Annotated in this window: 17 protein-coding genes; 13 read left to right on the top strand and 4 right to left on the bottom strand. The window is 66.7% G+C overall.

Annotation, left to right across the window (positions count from 1 at the left end; genetic code table 11):
- The first annotated feature begins 22 nt into the window (after nucleotides 1-22).
- The 9 genes from Q344_RS0113225 (at nucleotide 23) to Q344_RS25565 (ending at nucleotide 7,590) form a co-directional block, all read left to right on the top strand.
- Nucleotides 23-634: a glutathione S-transferase family protein gene (locus Q344_RS0113225; protein WP_028287146.1), complete on the top strand. Its 612-nt coding sequence runs from the start codon at nucleotides 23-25 to the stop codon at nucleotides 632-634.
- 100 nt (nucleotides 635-734) lie between these two features.
- On the top strand, nucleotides 735-2,096 hold the full coding sequence (locus Q344_RS0113220) for an MFS transporter (RefSeq protein WP_028287145.1): 1,362 nt from the start codon (nucleotides 735-737) through the stop codon (nucleotides 2,094-2,096).
- Nucleotides 2,081-3,013, top strand: a complete 933-nt coding sequence (gene mepA, locus Q344_RS0113215) for a penicillin-insensitive murein endopeptidase (RefSeq protein ID WP_028287144.1) — start codon at nucleotides 2,081-2,083, stop codon at nucleotides 3,011-3,013. Before Q344_RS0113220 ends, mepA begins: the two co-directional genes overlap by 16 nt.
- Nucleotides 2,986-3,879: an esterase-like activity of phytase family protein gene (locus tag Q344_RS0113210; protein WP_028287143.1), complete on the top strand. Its 894-nt coding sequence runs from the start codon at nucleotides 2,986-2,988 to the stop codon at nucleotides 3,877-3,879. Before mepA ends, Q344_RS0113210 begins: the two co-directional genes overlap by 28 nt.
- A gap of 65 nt (nucleotides 3,880-3,944) precedes the next feature.
- Nucleotides 3,945-4,568, top strand: a complete 624-nt coding sequence (locus Q344_RS0113205) for a queuosine precursor transporter (RefSeq protein ID WP_028287142.1) — start codon at nucleotides 3,945-3,947, stop codon at nucleotides 4,566-4,568.
- Nucleotides 4,569-4,864: 296 nt separating this feature from the next.
- Nucleotides 4,865-5,278: an alternative ribosome rescue aminoacyl-tRNA hydrolase ArfB gene (arfB, locus tag Q344_RS0113200; protein ID WP_028287141.1), complete on the top strand. Its 414-nt coding sequence runs from the start codon at nucleotides 4,865-4,867 to the stop codon at nucleotides 5,276-5,278.
- A gap of 63 nt (nucleotides 5,279-5,341) precedes the next feature.
- Entirely contained in the window at nucleotides 5,342-5,503 is a 162-nt protein-coding gene (locus tag Q344_RS26110; protein WP_156954702.1) for a nicotinate phosphoribosyltransferase, read from the top strand.
- A gap of 340 nt (nucleotides 5,504-5,843) precedes the next feature.
- Complete coding sequence (locus Q344_RS26105) at nucleotides 5,844-6,434, top strand: hypothetical protein (RefSeq protein WP_156954701.1); 591 nt, start codon at nucleotides 5,844-5,846, stop codon at nucleotides 6,432-6,434.
- Nucleotides 6,427-7,590 carry a DGQHR domain-containing protein gene (locus Q344_RS25565; protein WP_084178402.1) on the top strand — a complete coding sequence of 388 codons (1,164 nt, stop codon included), beginning with the start codon at nucleotides 6,427-6,429 and terminating at the stop codon, nucleotides 7,588-7,590. The genes Q344_RS26105 and Q344_RS25565 overlap by 8 nt, the downstream gene beginning before the upstream one ends.
- A gap of 1 nt (nucleotide 7,591) precedes the next feature.
- On the opposite strand, the gene pncB is transcribed toward Q344_RS25565, so the two are convergent.
- Nucleotides 7,592-8,884 carry a nicotinate phosphoribosyltransferase gene (gene pncB / locus Q344_RS0113190; RefSeq protein ID WP_028287140.1) on the bottom strand — a complete coding sequence of 431 codons (1,293 nt, stop codon included), beginning with the start codon at nucleotides 8,882-8,884 and terminating at the stop codon, nucleotides 7,592-7,594.
- Nucleotides 8,885-9,078: 194 nt separating this feature from the next.
- Between pncB and Q344_RS0113185 the strand changes: the two genes are divergently transcribed.
- Nucleotides 9,079-9,543: a hypothetical protein gene (locus Q344_RS0113185; protein WP_028287139.1), complete on the top strand. Its 465-nt coding sequence runs from the start codon at nucleotides 9,079-9,081 to the stop codon at nucleotides 9,541-9,543.
- Between the two features lie 7 nt (nucleotides 9,544-9,550).
- Here the strand turns inward: Q344_RS0113185 and pncA are convergent, their stop codons facing one another.
- A complete protein-coding gene (gene pncA, locus Q344_RS0113180) occupies nucleotides 9,551-10,147 on the bottom strand; it encodes a bifunctional nicotinamidase/pyrazinamidase (protein ID WP_028287138.1) in 597 nt (198 codons plus the stop codon).
- A gap of 107 nt (nucleotides 10,148-10,254) precedes the next feature.
- Nucleotides 10,255-11,703, bottom strand: a complete 1,449-nt coding sequence (locus Q344_RS0113175) for an alanine/glycine:cation symporter family protein (protein WP_028287137.1) — start codon at nucleotides 11,701-11,703, stop codon at nucleotides 10,255-10,257.
- A gap of 232 nt (nucleotides 11,704-11,935) precedes the next feature.
- Here Q344_RS0113175 and trhO point away from each other — a divergent pair, with 232 nt between their 5' ends.
- From trhO to Q344_RS0113160, 3 genes are all read left to right on the top strand, one after another.
- Nucleotides 11,936-12,838: an oxygen-dependent tRNA uridine(34) hydroxylase TrhO gene (trhO, locus tag Q344_RS0113170; RefSeq protein ID WP_028287136.1), complete on the top strand. Its 903-nt coding sequence runs from the start codon at nucleotides 11,936-11,938 to the stop codon at nucleotides 12,836-12,838.
- 105 nt (nucleotides 12,839-12,943) lie between these two features.
- On the top strand, nucleotides 12,944-14,653 hold the full coding sequence (locus Q344_RS23930) for a SulP family inorganic anion transporter (protein WP_051630614.1): 1,710 nt from the start codon (nucleotides 12,944-12,946) through the stop codon (nucleotides 14,651-14,653).
- Nucleotides 14,650-15,471, top strand: coding sequence for a hypothetical protein (locus Q344_RS0113160; protein ID WP_211249919.1), 822 nt, complete (start codon nucleotides 14,650-14,652; stop codon nucleotides 15,469-15,471). Before Q344_RS23930 ends, Q344_RS0113160 begins: the two co-directional genes overlap by 4 nt.
- Here the strand turns inward: Q344_RS0113160 and Q344_RS23925 are convergent.
- Nucleotides 15,455-16,837, bottom strand: a complete 1,383-nt coding sequence (locus tag Q344_RS23925; protein ID WP_051630612.1) for an aminotransferase class V-fold PLP-dependent enzyme — start codon at nucleotides 16,835-16,837, stop codon at nucleotides 15,455-15,457. The two genes, Q344_RS0113160 and Q344_RS23925, sit on opposite strands and share 17 nt — an antisense overlap.
- Between the last annotated feature and the right edge of the window lie 60 nt (nucleotides 16,838-16,897).

The following is a 16,897-nucleotide window of genomic DNA, read 5'->3' as shown; positions in this document are numbered from 1 at the left end:
ACCCCTCATCGGAGTGACCGATATGCTCACCTTCTACCATTCGCCCATGACCCGCTCGACCCGCATCCTCGCGCTTCTGAAAGAGCTCGACGCCCTCGACCGGGTGGAGATCCGCCGCGTCTCGATCGCCCGCGTCGACGGCACCGGGCAGGCCGACCCGGCCAACCCGCATCCGGAGGGCAAGGTGCCGGTCCTCGTCCATGACGGCGTGATGATCCGGGAATCCTCGGCCATCGCGCTCTACCTCACCGATCTCTTCCCGGCCGCCGGGCTCGGGCCCAAGGTCGGCGAAAGCCAGCGCGGCGCCTACCTGTCCTGGCTCGCCTGGTACGGCGACGTGATGGAGCCGGTCTATGTCCTCACCGCCGCCGGCATCGACCACCCGATGGCCCGGGCCACCTTCCGCGGCATGCCCGAGGTGGAGGCGCGGCTGGCCGAGGCCCTCGCGGACGGGCGGCACTTCCTGCTCGGCGACCGCTACTCGGCCGCCGACCTGATCGTGGCCTCGCCCTTCGGCTTCTTCCGCGACTCGATCCCGGCCGACCCCAAGGTGCGGGCCTGGATCGAGCGCTGCCTCGCCCGCCCCGCGACCGCCTGGGCGAATGACGAGGACGCGCGGGCAATGGCCGCATAGACACAGGACCTGACCCAAAGGCAGGCCGTCCGCGCGGGCGGCCTTGCCACCTCGGTCGCTTCCCGCTCATATCCCGACGAAACACGCGGGGGACGGGGCGATGCAGCGGAAGCGTATCTGGGGGTGGTATTTCTTCGACTGGGCCAGCCAGCCCTACAACACCCTGCTCATCACCTTCATCTTCGCCCCCTACGTGAAGGAGCTGATCGGCGACGGCGCGCGGGCGCAGGCGGCCTGGGGGTTCGGCATCGGTGCGGCGGGTGTCATCATCGCCCTCCTGGCCCCGATCCTCGGCGCGATCTCGGACGTCTCGGGCAACCGGCTCAGGTGGATCTGGGTCTTTTCCCTGATGTACGTCATCGGCGCCTTCGCCCTCTGGTGGGCGGCGCCGGGCGATTTCGACCTGATCCGCACGCTGATCTTCTTTGCCATCGGCATGATCGGGATGGAATTCGCGACGATCTTCACCAACTCGATGCTCCCCGACCTCGGCCCGCGGGAAGAGGTCGGCCGGATCTCGGGCTCCGGCTGGGCCTTCGGCTATGTCGGCGGGCTGGTCGCGCTGATCCTGATGCTCGCGCTGTTCCAGGAGAACGCCACCACCGGCAAGACCATGATCGGCATCGACCCGATCCTCGGGCTCGACCCCGCGCTGCGCGAAGGCACCCGCGCCGTGGGGCCACTGACCGCGATCTGGTACGCCGTCTTCATGATCCCCTTCTTCTTCTGGGTCCGCGATCCCAAGGTCGCCAGGGCGGCCCCGGGCGCGGTGAAGGCCGCCCTGAGCGGGCTGGCCGGCACGCTGAAGACGCTGCCGCGGCACCCGTCGCGCTTTGCCTATCTCGGCTCCTCGATGTTCTACCGCGACGGGCTGAACGGGATGTACGTCTTCGGCGGCATCTATGCCTCGGGCGTGCTGGGCTGGTCGATCACCGACATCGGCATCTTCGCCATCATCGCCATCATCTCGGGCGCGGTCTTCGCCTGGCTTGGCGGGCGGATGGACCAGCGGTTCGGGCCGAAGCCGGTCATCACGGTGTCGATCCTCGTGCTGACGGTGACGGCGGTCTCGATCGTGCTGATCTCGCGCGAGAGCATCTATTTCATTCCCGTTTCCGAGGGCTCCAACCTGCCCGACATCCTGTTCTACCTGATCGGCGCGGCCATCGGTGCCGCCGGGGGCACGCTGCAGGCCGCAAGCCGCACGATGATGGTGCGTCAGGCCAACCCCGAGCGCATGGCCGAGGCCTTCGGCCTCTATGCGCTGGCGGGCAAGGCGACCTCCTTCATCGCGCCGCTCTCCATCGGGATCGCCACGGCCGTCACGCAGAGCCAGCAGCTCGGCGTCTCACCGCTCATAGCCCTTTTCCTGATCGGCCTCATTCTGCTACGCTGGGTCAAACCCGAGGGCGAAGAATCCGCCCCGGCACCGGAGGACCGAGCAGCATGGCCCGCCACCTGACACTTGCAGCCCTTCTCGCCCTGACTCTGTCCGGTTGTATCGGATCGGACGACGCGGGCACGAAGGTGCAGACGACGGCGATTTCCACCCAGGCCGAGATCCCGGCCACGATGCAGGGCAAGCCGGCGAAGGCCTTCTTCGGCGCCCAGCCCGTGGCCTCGCGCCAGAGCCCGGCCAGTTTCGGCGGCTATTCGCGCGGCTGCCAGGCCGGCGCCGTGCAGCTGCCGGAGACCGGGCCGACGTGGCAGGCGATGCGCCTGTCGCGGAACCGGAACTGGGCGCAGCCCGTGACGATCGACTACGTTCAGGACCTCAGCCGGAAGGTCGCGCAGATCCCCGGCTGGAAGGGCCTCTATGTCGGCGACATGTCCCAGCCGAGGGGCGGCCCGATGACCTCGGGCCATGCCTCGCACCAGAGCGGGCTCGACGCGGACATCTGGCTGCTCGCGCCGCAGCGGCTGAACCTCTCCCGCGCCGAACGCGAGTCGATCTCCTCGGTCTCGCTGCGCCGGGCGAACGGGGCCTACACGAACGACAAGTGGACCCGGCAGCACATGGAGGTGCTGAAGGCCGCCGCCAGCGACCCCCGCGTGGCGCGGATCTTCCTCTTCCCCGGCGCCAAGGTGAAGATGTGCGACGAAGCCACCGGCGACCGGTCGTGGCTGCGCAAGATCCGCCCCTGGTACGGCCACCACTACCATTTCCATGTCCGCCTCAACTGCCCCCGCGGGGCCAGCGGATGCGTCGATCAGGATGCGCCGCCCCCCGGCGACGGCTGCGCCGAGGCGCGGCAATGGGTGAGCAACATCCTGAACCCGCCGCCACCGGACCCGAACGCGCCCGCCCCGAAACCGCGGCGTGACCTCACCCTCGCTGACCTGCCCGGCCAATGCGTCTCGGTCCTGCAGTCGCCCTGACGGCGATCCTGCTGGGCTGCACGCTGCACGCGGATCCCGCGCGTTTCGTGTCGTCCCGTGACCTGCCGCGGGACGTGGCGGGGCTCGGCGGTCTGTCCGGGCTCGAGGTCTCGGAGGACGGAGCCACCTTCACCGCCCTGTCCGACCGCGGCATGCTGTTCAGCGGCGCCTTCACCCGCGAGGACGGCGCCATCACCGGCATGGCGATCGACCGGGCCACGCGGCTCTTCGGCACCGGCGGCGGCCCGCTGGTCGGCACGCGGAACGATCCCGAGGGGCTGGCGATCGGCAGCGACGGCACGATCCACATCTCGTTCGAGAACCGCCACCGGGTCGATGCCTACGACGCCGCGCTCTCGCAGGTCACGCCCCTGCCCCGCGCGCCGGAGTTCCTGAAGCTGCAGCCCAACTCCGGGCTCGAGGCGCTGGCCATCGACCGGCGCGACCGCCTTTACGCGATCCCCGAGCGGTCGGGCCACGTGAAACGCCCCTTCCCGGTCTGGCGGCTCGAGGGCGACACCTGGCGGGAGGTCTTCGACATCCCCCGCCGCCCGCCCTTCCTGCCGGTCGGCGCGGATTTCGGCCCGGACGGACGGCTCTACCTGCTGGAGCGGCATTTCTCGGGGCTCGGCTTCACCAGCCGGGTGCGCGCCTTCACCCTCGACGGCGACAGGATCACGGCCGAGGAGGAGGTGCTGAAGACCCGGACCTGGGAGTACGGCAACCTCGAGGGCCTCGCCGTCTGGCAGGACGACACGGGCGCGATCCGGCTGACCATGGTCGCGGACGACAATTTCATGGACGTCCTGCCCTCGCAGGTCGTGGAATACGTCCTGCCCCTTGCGGGCGCGCCGCAAACCCACTAAACGGCGCGCTTTCCCCTCCGGGGGATACAAGTCTCCGCTACCTTGTCTAAAAAACGGGCTCACATATGAACCGCACCTATCTACCCGGCATCCTTGCCATGGCCGCGATTGTCGTGGCCTCGAACATCCTCGTCCAGATCCTGCTGGGCGACTGGCTCACCTGGGGGGCCTTCACCTATCCCTTCGCCTTCCTCGTCACCGACGTGATGAACCGGGTCTACGGCCCCGGTCCCGCACGCAAGGTGGTGATCGCGGGCTTCGTCGTCGGCGTGATCTGCTCGCTGATCGGCACCCAGATCCAAGGCGAATTCGGCCCCCTCGTCACCTTCCGCGTCGCGCTCGCCTCGGGCTCGGCCTTCCTCCTGGCGCAGCTCGTGGACGTCTTCGTCTTCAACGCCGTGCGCGGCGGCAGATGGTGGCGCGCGCCGCTGGTCTCGACGCTGGTCGGCTCCTCGCTCGACACCGCGATCTTCTTCTCGGTGGCCTTCGCCGCGGCCTTCACCTTCCTCGAGCCCGGCAACGACGTGTCCTGGGCGAACGAGGCGGTGCCGCTTTTGGGCATGGGCCCGCTGCTGCCGCTCTGGGTGTCGCTGGGCGTCGCCGACTGGCTGGTCAAGCTGACCCTGGCGCTGCTCGCTTTGATACCATTCCGTGTGGTTGTCAGAAAATTGACCGCAAGACCTGCGTGAAAACGTTTTGCGTTTCGGCGAATCTGTGAGACGATTCCCCTATCGGAAACGTTCAGAAAGGAGGTGCTCTAGTGTCTATTGAGACTTTGGGGAAAGGTGTTGGAACAGTCCGGAAGGAGGTCAGCTGAGGCAGCCCTCGGCTGAGTGACAACCGGATTGGTGGGAAACCTAACCGACCCCACCTCCTTATCTCGAGAAGGGCCGTTCCGCGAACCGGGGCGGCCCTTTCCCTTTGCCCGATTGGCAGCGCGGCCCCGGCCCGGTATCACAACGGACATGCCTTGCGGAGACCGCCCTTGCTGAGGATCACCGACCAGATCGCGCTCCAGGACTGGGAGCTGGTGGAGCAGTTCGTCCGCGCCTCCGGCCCCGGCGGGCAGAACGTGAACAAGGTCTCCTCGGCCGTCGAGCTGCGGTTCGAGGCCGAACGCTCCCCCTCGCTCCCCGACCCGGTGAAGCGCCGTCTGCGGCGGCTCGCGGGGCGGCGCTGGACCAAGGACGGCGCGGTGGTGATCCAGGTCTCCGAGGAACGCTCCCAGGCCCGCAACCGCGAGATCGCGCGGGAGCGTCTGGCCGAGCTGGTGCGGAAAGCGACGGTGGTGCCGAAACGCCGGGTGCCGACGAAGGTGTCGAAGAACCAGAAGCGCAAGCGGGTGGAGGAAAAGAAGGCCCGGGCGGAGGTGAAGGACAAACGGGGCTGGGAGAGGTAGGCGCTCCGGTGGAACGCCGCGCCGGGGTGGCGGTTGAGTCTGCGAACCAGAAGGAGACTCCAGATGACCGATCCCAAACCAAAACGCGGAATGCCCCGCGCCCTCATCTACGCGGCGATCCCCCTCGGCTTCGTCGTCTTCGTGCTGTTCCTGGTCCTCGGCGGCGAGGCCGTGCAGGAGGACGTGGTCCCGAGCGTGAGCGATGTGACGGAGGACGAGGGGTGAGCGCGCGCGGGGGCTGACGGCCCCCGGTCGGCGCGGGGGTGGTGCGGGTCGCGGAGGACCGCTCACAGGCCGGCAGCCGGGACTGGCGGGGAGCGGCTGGCAGGGCCGGTGCGGAAGGCTACGATGGTGCCGCGGCGGCGGGTGCGGGCGGAGGTGGCGGTTGGCATGAGCGCGAGCGGGTATAGGGGAATGAGAAGCGAGGGTGAGAGAGGTAGGGGGAGGGAAGAAATATTTGTAAAATTTTCAGATTCGACTAACGTGGCGTGAAGAAAATGAGCGCGACACCAAAACGATAAAAATGCAATACTATGTAGACCTTTTTCGGAATGCCCTTTCACGTATGTTTAGCAAGATCCCGATATATGGCCCGTTAGCAGCCTCTTCTGGTGCGTCAATCCGCGAGGGCATGGCTGAGCTTGCGACGACTACCATATTCTCTATCTTCCCACTCTGGTTCTATCCGATTGCAGCTAAAGTTATCTATGATGATCCCTTGCTAAGTAACATGCTCTCATTCGTAAGCAGCGGTGAACTCTTCCTATATTCCGCCGCAATCGTCGGCCCGCTGATCTTCTTGATAACGAAAAAATATGGGGAGTTTGAGGGTCCCGAAGGGAACAATGACGGCTTCCCAAGACGGCTGACTATACAGTTTCCGTCAGGATATTCATTTCTTGTTTCTTCGATTCTAATTTGCATTTTTTCCGCTTTCCTCTACGGAACAATCAGAACCGATGCGGACGTCTCTGGCACAAGTCTCGACGACCCCAGCACTAAGAATCTGTTCTGGACATCAGCGATTATTTACATTTTTTCACTTTCATGTTTGTTTTGCGCAACGGTGTACCGCATTAACCTTGAAAACACTCCCAACCGTTTCGGAAAGGATACTCGACGCCTCATCGAAGATTGGGAGAACCGAGATGACTGAACAGCTAAGCCTTGTGGATCCCGACCCAATTCATATCACCCTCGATTGCCTTCGGGCAGTTCAGCCTATTGGTGACCTCTTTTTCGCATCGATTCCTCACGACGTTTTGCGAAAGATCACGTACTTTGATGTTCGCCGGGTCCTGCAAGAGGAACGCGATGTCGAGCGGTATCTGGGCATACAACGACCACTTTCGAAGAACAGAGTTGAAAAACTTTACGACTACGTGAACTTCTTCGACGCGACATTCCCTACCGCGGTCATTCTAGCCGTTGACGAAAGCTATGCCGATTATGATATCAATAACAAGACCCTTACAATTTCTAATGTAGCCAGGAACGAAGACAATCCGAGCATACTGATTAGTAACATAGCCAGGGTACTTGACGGGCAGCACCGCATCGCAGGATTGGAGACGTTTCGGGGGGCAGCCTTTGACGTACCCGTGACAATTTTTGTTGGTGCCGATATCGCCGATCAGGCTCAAATTTTTGCTACGGTCAACCTTGAGCAACAAAAGGTCAACAAGAGCTTAGCCTATGACCTATACTCACTGTCGAGCCATAGAAGCCCTCAGAAGACCGCGCACAACGTTGCAGTTGTTTTAGACAGAGACAAAAAAAGTCCATTCTTTGAAAGAATAAAACGCCTTGGGGTGGCCACGCTTGGAAGAGACTTTGAGCCATTGTCGCAAGCTACCTTCGTCGAGGCTGTGATGCGCTACATTACAGACGACCCACGCATTGATCGTGACACGATATTGCGGGGAAAATCACCTAGAAAAGCTTTGGGAGAGGAGAAAATCAGACTACCTTTCAGGAATCTGTTTCTAGAAGATCGGGATATAGAGATTGTGCAAGCGATTTTTGACTACTTTGCGGCGATACGCGATAGATGGCCCGTCGCTTGGGCAACTGAAGATCGCGGAAATATGCTGAATCGCACCAATGGGTTTCGCGCCTTCATGCGGGCATATGAATATGTAAATGAGCTCCAAGGTGATCCTGACAAACCCGTATCAAGTGAATTCGCATCCAGATTCATGGCAAAAGTCCCACTGGAAGATGAAGATTTTAACACGGAAAAATTTCCGCCTGGTAGTACAGGCGAATCGACGCTGAACCGACTTCTTAGAGGAGTTGCGGTCAAGGGTTGACCTAAACCACAACCTCCATCCGCTCCTGCTCCCCAACCCCGAACACCCGCTTGTAGCGCGCCACTTCCGCCTCCGGCCCCATGGCCTTCTCCGGGTTGTCCGAGAGCTTCACCGTCGGCTTCCCGTCCGCCGCCACGGCCTTGCACACCAGCGAAAACGGCGCCAGCGCGTCGTCCGGGACCAGCCCGCGGAAATCGTTCGTCAGCAGCGTCCCCCAGCCGAAGGACACCCGGACGCGGCCGGAGAACTGGCGGTGGAGCTCCTCGATCTTCTCCACGTCCAGACCGTCGGAGAAGATGATCAGCTTGGTCGAGGGGTCCTCCCCGCGGGAGCGCCACCAGTCGATGGCGGTCTCGGCGCCGGTGGCGGGGTCTCCGCTGTCGATGCGGATGCCGGTCCAGCCCGCCAGCCAGTCGGGCGCGCGGTCGAGGAAGCCCCTGGTGCCGTAGGTGTCGGGCAGGATGATGCGCAGGTTGCCGTCATGCTCCTCGTGCCAGTCGGCCAGCACGTCGTAGGGGGCGCGGGCGAGCGCGGCGTCGTCCTCGGCCAGCGCGGAATAGACCATCGGCAGCTCATGGGCGTTGGTGCCCACGGCCTCGAGATCGCGGCGCATGGCGATCAGGCAGTTCGAGGTGCCGGTGAAGCGGGGGCCGAGCCCCTCGACCATCGCCTGCACGCACCAGTCCTGCCAGAGGAAGCTGTGCCGCCGGCGGGTGCCGAAATCGGCGATGCGGAGGTTCTCCAGCGGGCGCAGGCGTTCGATCTTCTCCCAGAGCTTGGTCATGGCGCGGGCGTAGAGGATCTCGAGCTCGAAGCGCTTCATCCGGTCGAGGATGGCGCGGCCGCGCAGCTCCATCAGGATGGCGAGCGCCGGGATCTCCCAGAGCATGACCTCGGGCCAGGCGCCCTCGAAGGTCAGCTCGTACTGGTCGCCCTTCCGCTCCAGGTGGTAGGGCGGCAGGCGCAGGGTCTCGAACCATTCCATGAAGTCCGGGCGGAACATCTGGCGCTTGCCGTAGAAGGTGTTGCCGCGCAGCCAGGTGCTCTCGCCCCGGGTGAGCGAGAGGGAGCGGACATGGTCGAGCTGTTCGCGCAGCTCGCCCTCGTCGATCAGATCGGCCAGCGGGACCGACTTCGTCCGGTTGATCAGCGAGAAGGTGACATGGGTGTCCCGCTTGTTGCGGAAGACCGACTGGCACATCAGCAGCTTGTAGAAATCCGTGTCGATGAGGGAGCGGACGATCGGGTCGATCTTCCAGCGGTGGTTCCAGACACGTGTGGCGATATCGGCCATCGGGCGCTCTCCTCTTTCGCGGGGCCGTTAAAGCAGGGGATTCAGGGTCTTGGCAAGGCACGGGGCGTCGGCGGGGTTCCGCCGAGGGCACGCGCGGGCGAGGAGCGGGCCACCTTCGCGGCCCATCCGCGCCACCTTTCCGTCGCTTTTCGACCCTAGCCGTGACCCCTGTTCACCTGGCTTTGGAGCCCCTTTTGCCCGACGCGATCCGGTACGATTTCGACATGATGCCCGTTGTATCCCGCGAGGAGCTCGACGAATTCCTGTCGCGCGGCGTCTTCGATCCGCGGCTGGACGAGAAGGTCGCCCTTTTCCGCGACCCGCGGGCCGCCGCGGCGCTGCGGGCGGCCGATCCGGACCTGCGCGAGGTCTTCCAGCAGGCCGGATTCAGCCTCGGGGTCAGCCGGATGGACCTGCCGGAGGGCACCTACGCCCGCGATCACGCCGCCGCCCGGCGCGAGGTGATCCGTCGTCTGCACGACCTGATCCCGACCCGGCGCGCGGAAATCCGGACGGCTGCGGGCTCCGCCTTCTCGCTGGCCGACTTCCTCGACCAGACGGAGGCGGCGCGCCCTTTCGCGGCGCGTGAGCGGTGCAAGATACTCGACTGGCCGGCCTGGGCCGGGTCGGCACAGCCGAAGCTCGCCTCCCAGGGCTGACAGCCGGTCAGGCGATGGCGACTCCGGCCTCGCGCAGGCCCGCGAGCGCGGCGTCCAGCGAGCCCTCCATGTCGATGCCGCGGCAGAGGTCCTGCCGGACGGTGACGGAGAACCCCAGCCGGGCCGCATCGGTGGCCGAGAAGTTCACGCAGAAATCGGTGGCGAGGCCGACCATGGTCAGCTCGGTGATCCCCCGGGTGCGGAGATAGCCCTCGAGCCCCGTGGGCGTGGTCTGGTCGTTCTCGAAGAAGGCCGAGTAGCTGTCGATCGCCGGGTTGAACCCCTTGCGGATGATCAGGTCCGCCCGGTCGGTGTCGAGCGCCGCGTGGAAGGCGGCGCCGGGGCTGCCCTGCACGCAGTGATCGGGCCAGAGCACCTGCGTGCCATAGGGCATCTCCGTGGTCGAGAAGGGCGCGGCCCCCGGATGCGCGGAGGCGAAGGAGGAATGCCCCGCCGGATGCCAGTCCTGCGTCAGGATCACCGCGGGATACTCGGCCATGAGCGCGTTCACCCCCGGCACGATCTCGTCCCCGCCGGCCACGGCGAGCGCGCCGCCCGGGCAGAAGTCGTTCTGGATGTCGATGACGATCAGGGCCTTGGTCATGGATGCCTCCGCTTGGACGGCGGCAGGGTAGCAGGCCCGGGGCGCGGAGTTCAATCAGGCGCCGGGGCGGAGGAAGGTCCCCGCCCCGGTCGTTGGCTGTCGCCGGATCAGCGCGCGGTGCGGCCCTTGCGCTGCGGCGGACTGTCGGGCCAGGCGGTCGGATCGGTGTCGAGGTCGGGGAACCTGGCCGGGTCGAAGACCGGCCGGGCGACACCCGCGTTCACCTGGTCGCGGAAATCCCGGATCAGCCGCATCGCGATCGGGAACATCATTGCGATGGCCAGCAGGTTCACCAGTGCCAGCACGCCCATCAGCGGGTCCGAGAAGGAGAAGACCGCCGTGGCTCCGGGCGCCGTGGCCCCCAGAAGCACGATCCCCATGATCGCGATCCGCAGCACATGCAGGGCGACGCTTCGCGATGTCATGAAGGTCAGCGCGTTCTCCCCGAGGTAGTAATTGTACATGATCGAGGAGAAGGCGAAGAGGAACACGGCCGCCGTCAGGAAGTACTGCGCCCATTCCCCGACATGGCTCACGAGGCTCTGCTGCGTCAGGGCCACGCCGTCGATCCCTTCGGCGCCGGGCTGGTAGACATCGCCCAGCAGGATCACGAAGGCGGTGCAGGAGCAGATCACCATCGTGTCGATGAAGACCGAGAAGCTCTGGGTGATGCCCTGGCTCACCGGGTGCCGGACATAGGCGGTCGCCGCCACGTTGGGCGCGGAGCCGAGCCCCGCCTCGTTCGAGAAGAGCCCGCGCCTCAGACCGTTCGAGATCGCGGCGCCGACCCCACCGGCCACCGCCTCGCGGAAGCCGAAGGCATTGGCGAAGATGTCGGTGATCACAGCCGGAAGCTCCGCGATGTTCAGCACGATGACGAGGAGCGCCATGGCGAGGTAACCGAACGCCATGATCGGAATGATGATATCCGCGACCCGCGCGATCCGCTTGATCCCGCCGTAGACGATGAAGCCCGTGGCCACCGCGAGGAAGATGCCGGTCCAGAGCCGGTCGATGCCGAAGCTGTCCTCCACCGCGCCGGCCACCGTGTTGCCCTGGAAGGCGTTGAAGCCGATGGCGAAGGAGGCGATCAGGCAGATCGAATAGACCACGGCCAGCCAGCGGTAGTTCTCGCCCAGCCCGTGGATGATCGCCCGCGCCGGTCCGCCGCGATAGGAGCCGTCGGCCTCGGTCCGCTTGTAGGCCTGCGCCAGCGTGGATTCGACCAGCGCCGAACACATGCCGATCAGCGCGATGGCCCACATCCAGAACACGGCCCCCGGCCCGCCCGCCGTGATCGCGACCGCGACGCCCGCGATGTTGCCGCCGCCGACCCGCCCGCCGACCGAGACCAGCAGCGCCTCGCGGGCCGAGATCTTGGTCGGGTCGCCGCTGCCCTCCCGGAAGAGGACGCGGAACATCCGGCCGAAGAAGCGGAACTGGACGAAGCCCGAGGCGAGGGTGAAGAAGACCCCCAGAACGACGAGGAACGGCACGAGGGCGAAGCCCCATGTCAGGTCGTTGATGACGGTGAAGATGGTGTCGAGAAACTGCATGGGCTTGCCTTCTGATGCTCTGCGCCGCGGTCCCGTGCCGGCAGGCGGGTAACGTAACGGCAGACGCCCCACCCTTCTCCCGAACCGGCGGGTATTGCAAAGCCTTTGTGACGCATTTGCTCAACCCCCGGGCGGGTGCTCGGCCACTGTGCTCGCGCGGACGCGATCGGGCCGGCGCGCCGCGACATTCGGGATGCTTGCCTGCCGGATCGGTCGGGATTATCTCGCGCGCATGTTCATCGTGGCCGCGCTCTATCATTTCACCCGCTTCCCCGACCCGGACGCCCTGCGCCCGGCGCTCAGGCAGATCTGCGACGCGCAGGGCGTCCGCGGCTCCCTGCTGATCGCCGGCGAGGGGATCAACGGCACCATCGCGGGCCGCCGCGCGGGCATCGATGCCGTGCTCGCCCATGTCCGGTCCCTGCCGGGCTGCGAGACCCTCGAGTGGAAGGAAAGCACCGCGGAACGGATGCCCTTCGGCCGGATGAAGGTGCGGCTCAAGAAGGAGATCGTCACCATGGGCCAGCCGGACGTCGATCCGCTGGCCCGCGTCGGGCATTACGTCGAGCCCGCCGAGTGGAACGCGCTGATCTCGGCGCCCGACGTTGCGGTGATCGACACGCGCAACGATTACGAGGTCGCCATCGGCACCTTCGAGGGCGCGGTCGATCCGCAGACGGCAAGCTTCCGCGATTTCCCGAAATGGTGGGAAGAGAACCGCGACCGCTTCCACAACAAGCGGATCGCGATGTTCTGCACCGGCGGCATCCGCTGCGAGAAATCCACCAACTGGCTGATCGGCCAGGGCGTGGACGAGGTCTATCACCTGAAGGGCGGCATCCTGAAATACCTCGAGGAGGTGCCCGAGGACGAGAGCCTCTGGCGGGGCGAATGCTTCGTCTTCGACGGCCGGGTCAGCGTCGGGCACGGGCTGAAGGAAGGCCCGCACGACCTCTGCCATGCCTGCCGCCGGCCGATCCTGCCCGAAGACCGCGCCCGGCCCGAGTTCGAGCAGGGCGTCTCCTGCCACCAGTGCATCGAAGAGACCACCGACGCCGACAAGGCCCGGTTCCGCGAGCGCCAGAAGCAGATCGCCCTGGCCGCCGCCCGCGGCGAGACGCATCTCGGCGGCTGACGCGCCGGGCAGTTCACCTTGCGTCACCCGCGTGCTACGTCTTGCACGGGGCTGGCGCGGCGACCGCAGGACCGGGAACCGCCCGTTGGTGAAGGACCGCGCGGGATGTCGATCCTGTCCAGGCTGAAGGCCGACCCGAGGACGCTGGTCCCCGACCTCGTCGCCGGCGCGACCTTCGCCGTCGTGAACGTGCCGCAGGGCATGGCGAACGCGGTGCTGGCCGCCGTCAACCCGGTGGCCGGTCTCTACGCGCTGATGGTGGCGATGCCTGTCGGCGCGATCTTCACCGGCTCCGTCTACATGAACGTCTCGACCACCGGCGCCCTGTCGGTCGCCGCCGGCGAGGCGCTGGCGCGGTTCGAGGGCGAGCAGAAGGTGAAGGCCCTCATCGCGCTGGTGCTGATGGTGGGGGCGATCCAGCTGGCCTTCGGGCTGCTGAGGATGGGCCAACTCGTGCGCTTCATCTCGCATGCGGTGATGACGGGCTTCATCTCGGGCATCGCCGTGCTGATCATGCTGGGCGCGGTCCCGGATCTCACCGGCTACGAGAGCGACCAGAGCATCAAGCTGCTGGTCGTCGCGGACACGCTGCTCCACTGGACCGAGATCGACCCCGAGACGCTGATCCTCGGGCTCTCGACCATTGCCGCGATATTCGCGTTCCAGATGACGAAATACCGGCCCTTCGCGCTGATCCTCGCGCTTGCGGGCGTCACGCTGCTGGGTCAGCTCTTCGCGCTGTTTCCGCACGGCGACGATGCCCGGCTCGTGCGGGACATCGCGGACATTCCGCGCAGCCTGCCGCGGCCGATGCTGCCGGACCTGCTGATGCTGCCGCTGCTCCTGGTGCCCGCCTTCGGGATCGCGCTGATCGGGCTGATCCAGGGCGCGGGCGTCGGGCAGAGCTATCCCAACCCCGATGGGCAGTTTCCCGACACCTCGCGCGATTTCGTCGGCCAGGGGCTGGCGAACCTCGCCGCCGCGCCCTTCGGTGCGATCCCCTCGGGCGGGTCGATGTCCGGCACGGCGGTGACTGTGCAGGCGGGCGCCCGGACCCGCTGGGCCAACATCTTCGGCGGGCTCTTCGTGATCGTCATCGTATTCCTGCTCGTGGACCTCGTCGAGCTCGTTCCGATGGCCGCGCTCGGCGGGCTGCTCTTCGTCGTGGGGCTGCAGACGATCCCGGTCGAGACCGCGCGCTCGATCTGGAAGACCGGCCACGCGGCGGCGGCCGCGATGATCGCCACCTTCCTCGCCGCCCTGCTGCTGCCGTTGCAATACGCGATCCTGTTCGGCGTCGCGCTCTCGTTCCTGCTGCAGATCCTCCAGATGTCCAACCGGATCGAGCTGCGCGAGATCGAGCTGGTCGAGGGCGGCTTCCCTGTCGAAGGCCCGGCCCGGCGCAGCCTCGATCCTTCCGCCATCGTGCTGCTGCGGGTGCGGGGGCCGCTGTTCTTCGCCTCGGCGCAGATGCTCGAGGATCAGCTGCCGCGGATCGGAGAGGCGGAGGGCGCCTGCGTGATCCTCACGATGCACGATGTCGACGACCTCGGGAGCACGGTGATCCGGGTGCTCAAGCGCTATGCCGACGGACTCCAGCGCAACGGCGGGCGGCTGATGCTGGCGGGCGTGGACCCGCGGCTCTTCCGCCAGCTCGAACGCACCGGGATGGTCGAGCTGCTCGGCACCGACAACATATTCTGGCAGCGTCCCCAGCTGGGCGCCTCGATGAACGAGGCGGTCGGAGCGGCGCGGAACCGGCTGGAACGTGCAACGGCGCGGGCGCCGGCCCCTGCAGGAGGGACCGCATCGTGATCGAGACCATCGCCAACCTCATGACCCTCGTCTTCGTCACCGGCAGCATGGTGAGCATGGGGCTGAGCCTTACGCCCGCCGAGATCACCGCCCCGCTGGCCAACCTGCGGACTGTCGTGCTGGCGCTGGCCGCCAGCTTCGTCGTGGCCCCGCTGGCGGGCTGGGGCATCGTGCTTCTGACCGGGCTGGACGGCGCGCTTGCCACCGGGCTGATCGTGATCGCGGCGGCAGCCGGCGCGCCCTTCCTGCCGAAGCTCGTGCAGGCGGCGAAGGACGATGTCGCCACCGGCGTCGGCCTGATGGTGCTCCTGATGGCCGCCACGGTGGTGATCCTGCCGCTGCTTCTGCCATGGCTGCTGACCGGCGTGGTCGTGGACAGCTGGGCCATTGCCCGGTCGCTGATCCTGATGATGCTGCTGCCGCTGGCCCTCGCACTCGCCGCCCGCGCCCGCTATGGCGCGGCGGTGGAGCCGGTGCAGGCGGTCTGCGCCCAGGCGGCCAACGTCGCGCTCATCGTCCTGGTCGGGCTGCTGATCGTGATGAACTTCCGCGACATGATCGGGCTCGTGGGCTCGCACGGGCTGATCGCGGCGCTGCTGTTCTACGTTGTCGTGGCGGCGGTCGGATACCTGCTGGGCGGACCCGTCATGGCGCTGGCAACGGCGCAGCGGAACATCTCGGCGGCGGTGGTCGTCGCGGGCCAGAACTTCGGGATCGACGTCCTGACCTTTATCGTGACGGCCTCGCTGATCGGGATGCTCGTGCTGTTCCCCCTGGCCGGCGAATTCGGGCGGCGCCGGGTCAGGCCGAACGCCTGACCGGTTCGACGTAGAGCGCGGGCGCGGCGGCGATCCGGTCGACGGCATCGAGGATCGCCTCGGCCTTCGCCTCGGTCAGCAGGGCCGAGAAGTTGAGCCGCGTGAACCCGGGCTTGGCGCTCTCGTCGCCCTGAAGGATCGCGCGGCGCATCTCGGCCGAGCGCGTCTCGCCGATCTCCATCAGGATGTGGCCGTAGGGCCCGGCGCAGGCGCAGCCCGACCGGGTCTGGACCCCGAAATGATCGCTCAGCAGGCGGGTGAACTGCTGCGCGGGCACCCCGTCGAGGCCGAGCGCGAAGATCGGCAGCTGGTCCGGCGTCTCGGGCCCGAAGAGGCGCAGCGCGGGGTGCCGGTCCCAGCGGGCCCGCGCGGCGGCGCGGAAGGCGGCATGACGGCGCGCCATGTAGCCGGTGCCGATCGCCTCCTTCACCAGCACGGCCAGCGCGGCGCGGATGTCGGCCAGCACGTTCGGCGTGCCGGCCTCCTCGCGCGCCACGACATCGGCGACGTAATCGTGGTGCCACGGCGAGACGAAGCGCACCGTGCCGCCGCCCGGCAGGCTGGGCGTGGTCGCGGCGACGGCCTTGCGGTTCAGGACCAGCACGCCGGATGCGCCCGGACCGCCCGCGAACTTGTGCGCCGAGAAGACCACCGCGTCGATCTCGTGATCCGTGCCGGGCGCCATGTCGATGTCGAGGTAGGGGCCGCCGCAGGCGTAATCCCAGACCGAGCGCGCGCCATGCGACTTCAGCAGCCGCGTCACGGCGCGCACGTCGGTCAGCACGCCCGTCAGGTTCGAGGCGGCCGAGAAGGCGCCCACCACGGGGCGGCCTTCGGCGGCCCGAAGCGTCGCGGCAAGAACCTCCATGTCCGGCCCGCCCCCGGGCGCCTCCGGGATCATCCGCACCTCGGCGCCGGACTCGCGCCAGGGCAGGATGTTGGAATGGTGCTCGTAGGGGCCGATCAGGACCAGCGCCTCCGCCGCGCCGCGAATCCCGAAGAGATGCGGCAGCCGGTTGATCCCCGCCGTGGCCCCGCCCCCGCCGAAGATCACCGCGTGATCCGGGCCGGCGTTCACGTGGCGCGCGACCACGCGGCGCGCGGCCTCGCGCAGTCCCGTGGTCGTCGCGCCGCAATGCGACGCGGTGGTGTGGGTGTTGCCGTAGGTCGGCAGGACCTGCTCCATCATGAACATCTCGACCTGCCGCAGCGCCCGCCCCGAGGCGGTGTAATCCGCATAGATCAGCTGGCGCGGCCCGAGCGGACCCTCGAAGGTCATCCCGTCGCCGATTAGCCCCTGCGCGATCTCGGCGGGGGTGCCGAGGCTACTGCGGAACTCTGCGAAACGGGTGTCGGGCGTGGTCATCTGAGCGGGTCCTTTGCTGGCGAGGGTGGCGCCAATCTAGCCCGGCCCCGGCGAGAGGTG

It is taken from the genome of Pseudooceanicola nanhaiensis DSM 18065, assembly GCF_000688295.1.
GTDB lineage: Bacteria > Pseudomonadota > Alphaproteobacteria > Rhodobacterales > Rhodobacteraceae > Pseudooceanicola > Pseudooceanicola nanhaiensis.
The sequence above is the reverse complement of the archived record's forward strand: the minus strand, read 5'-3'. Positions and strand labels throughout refer to the sequence as shown.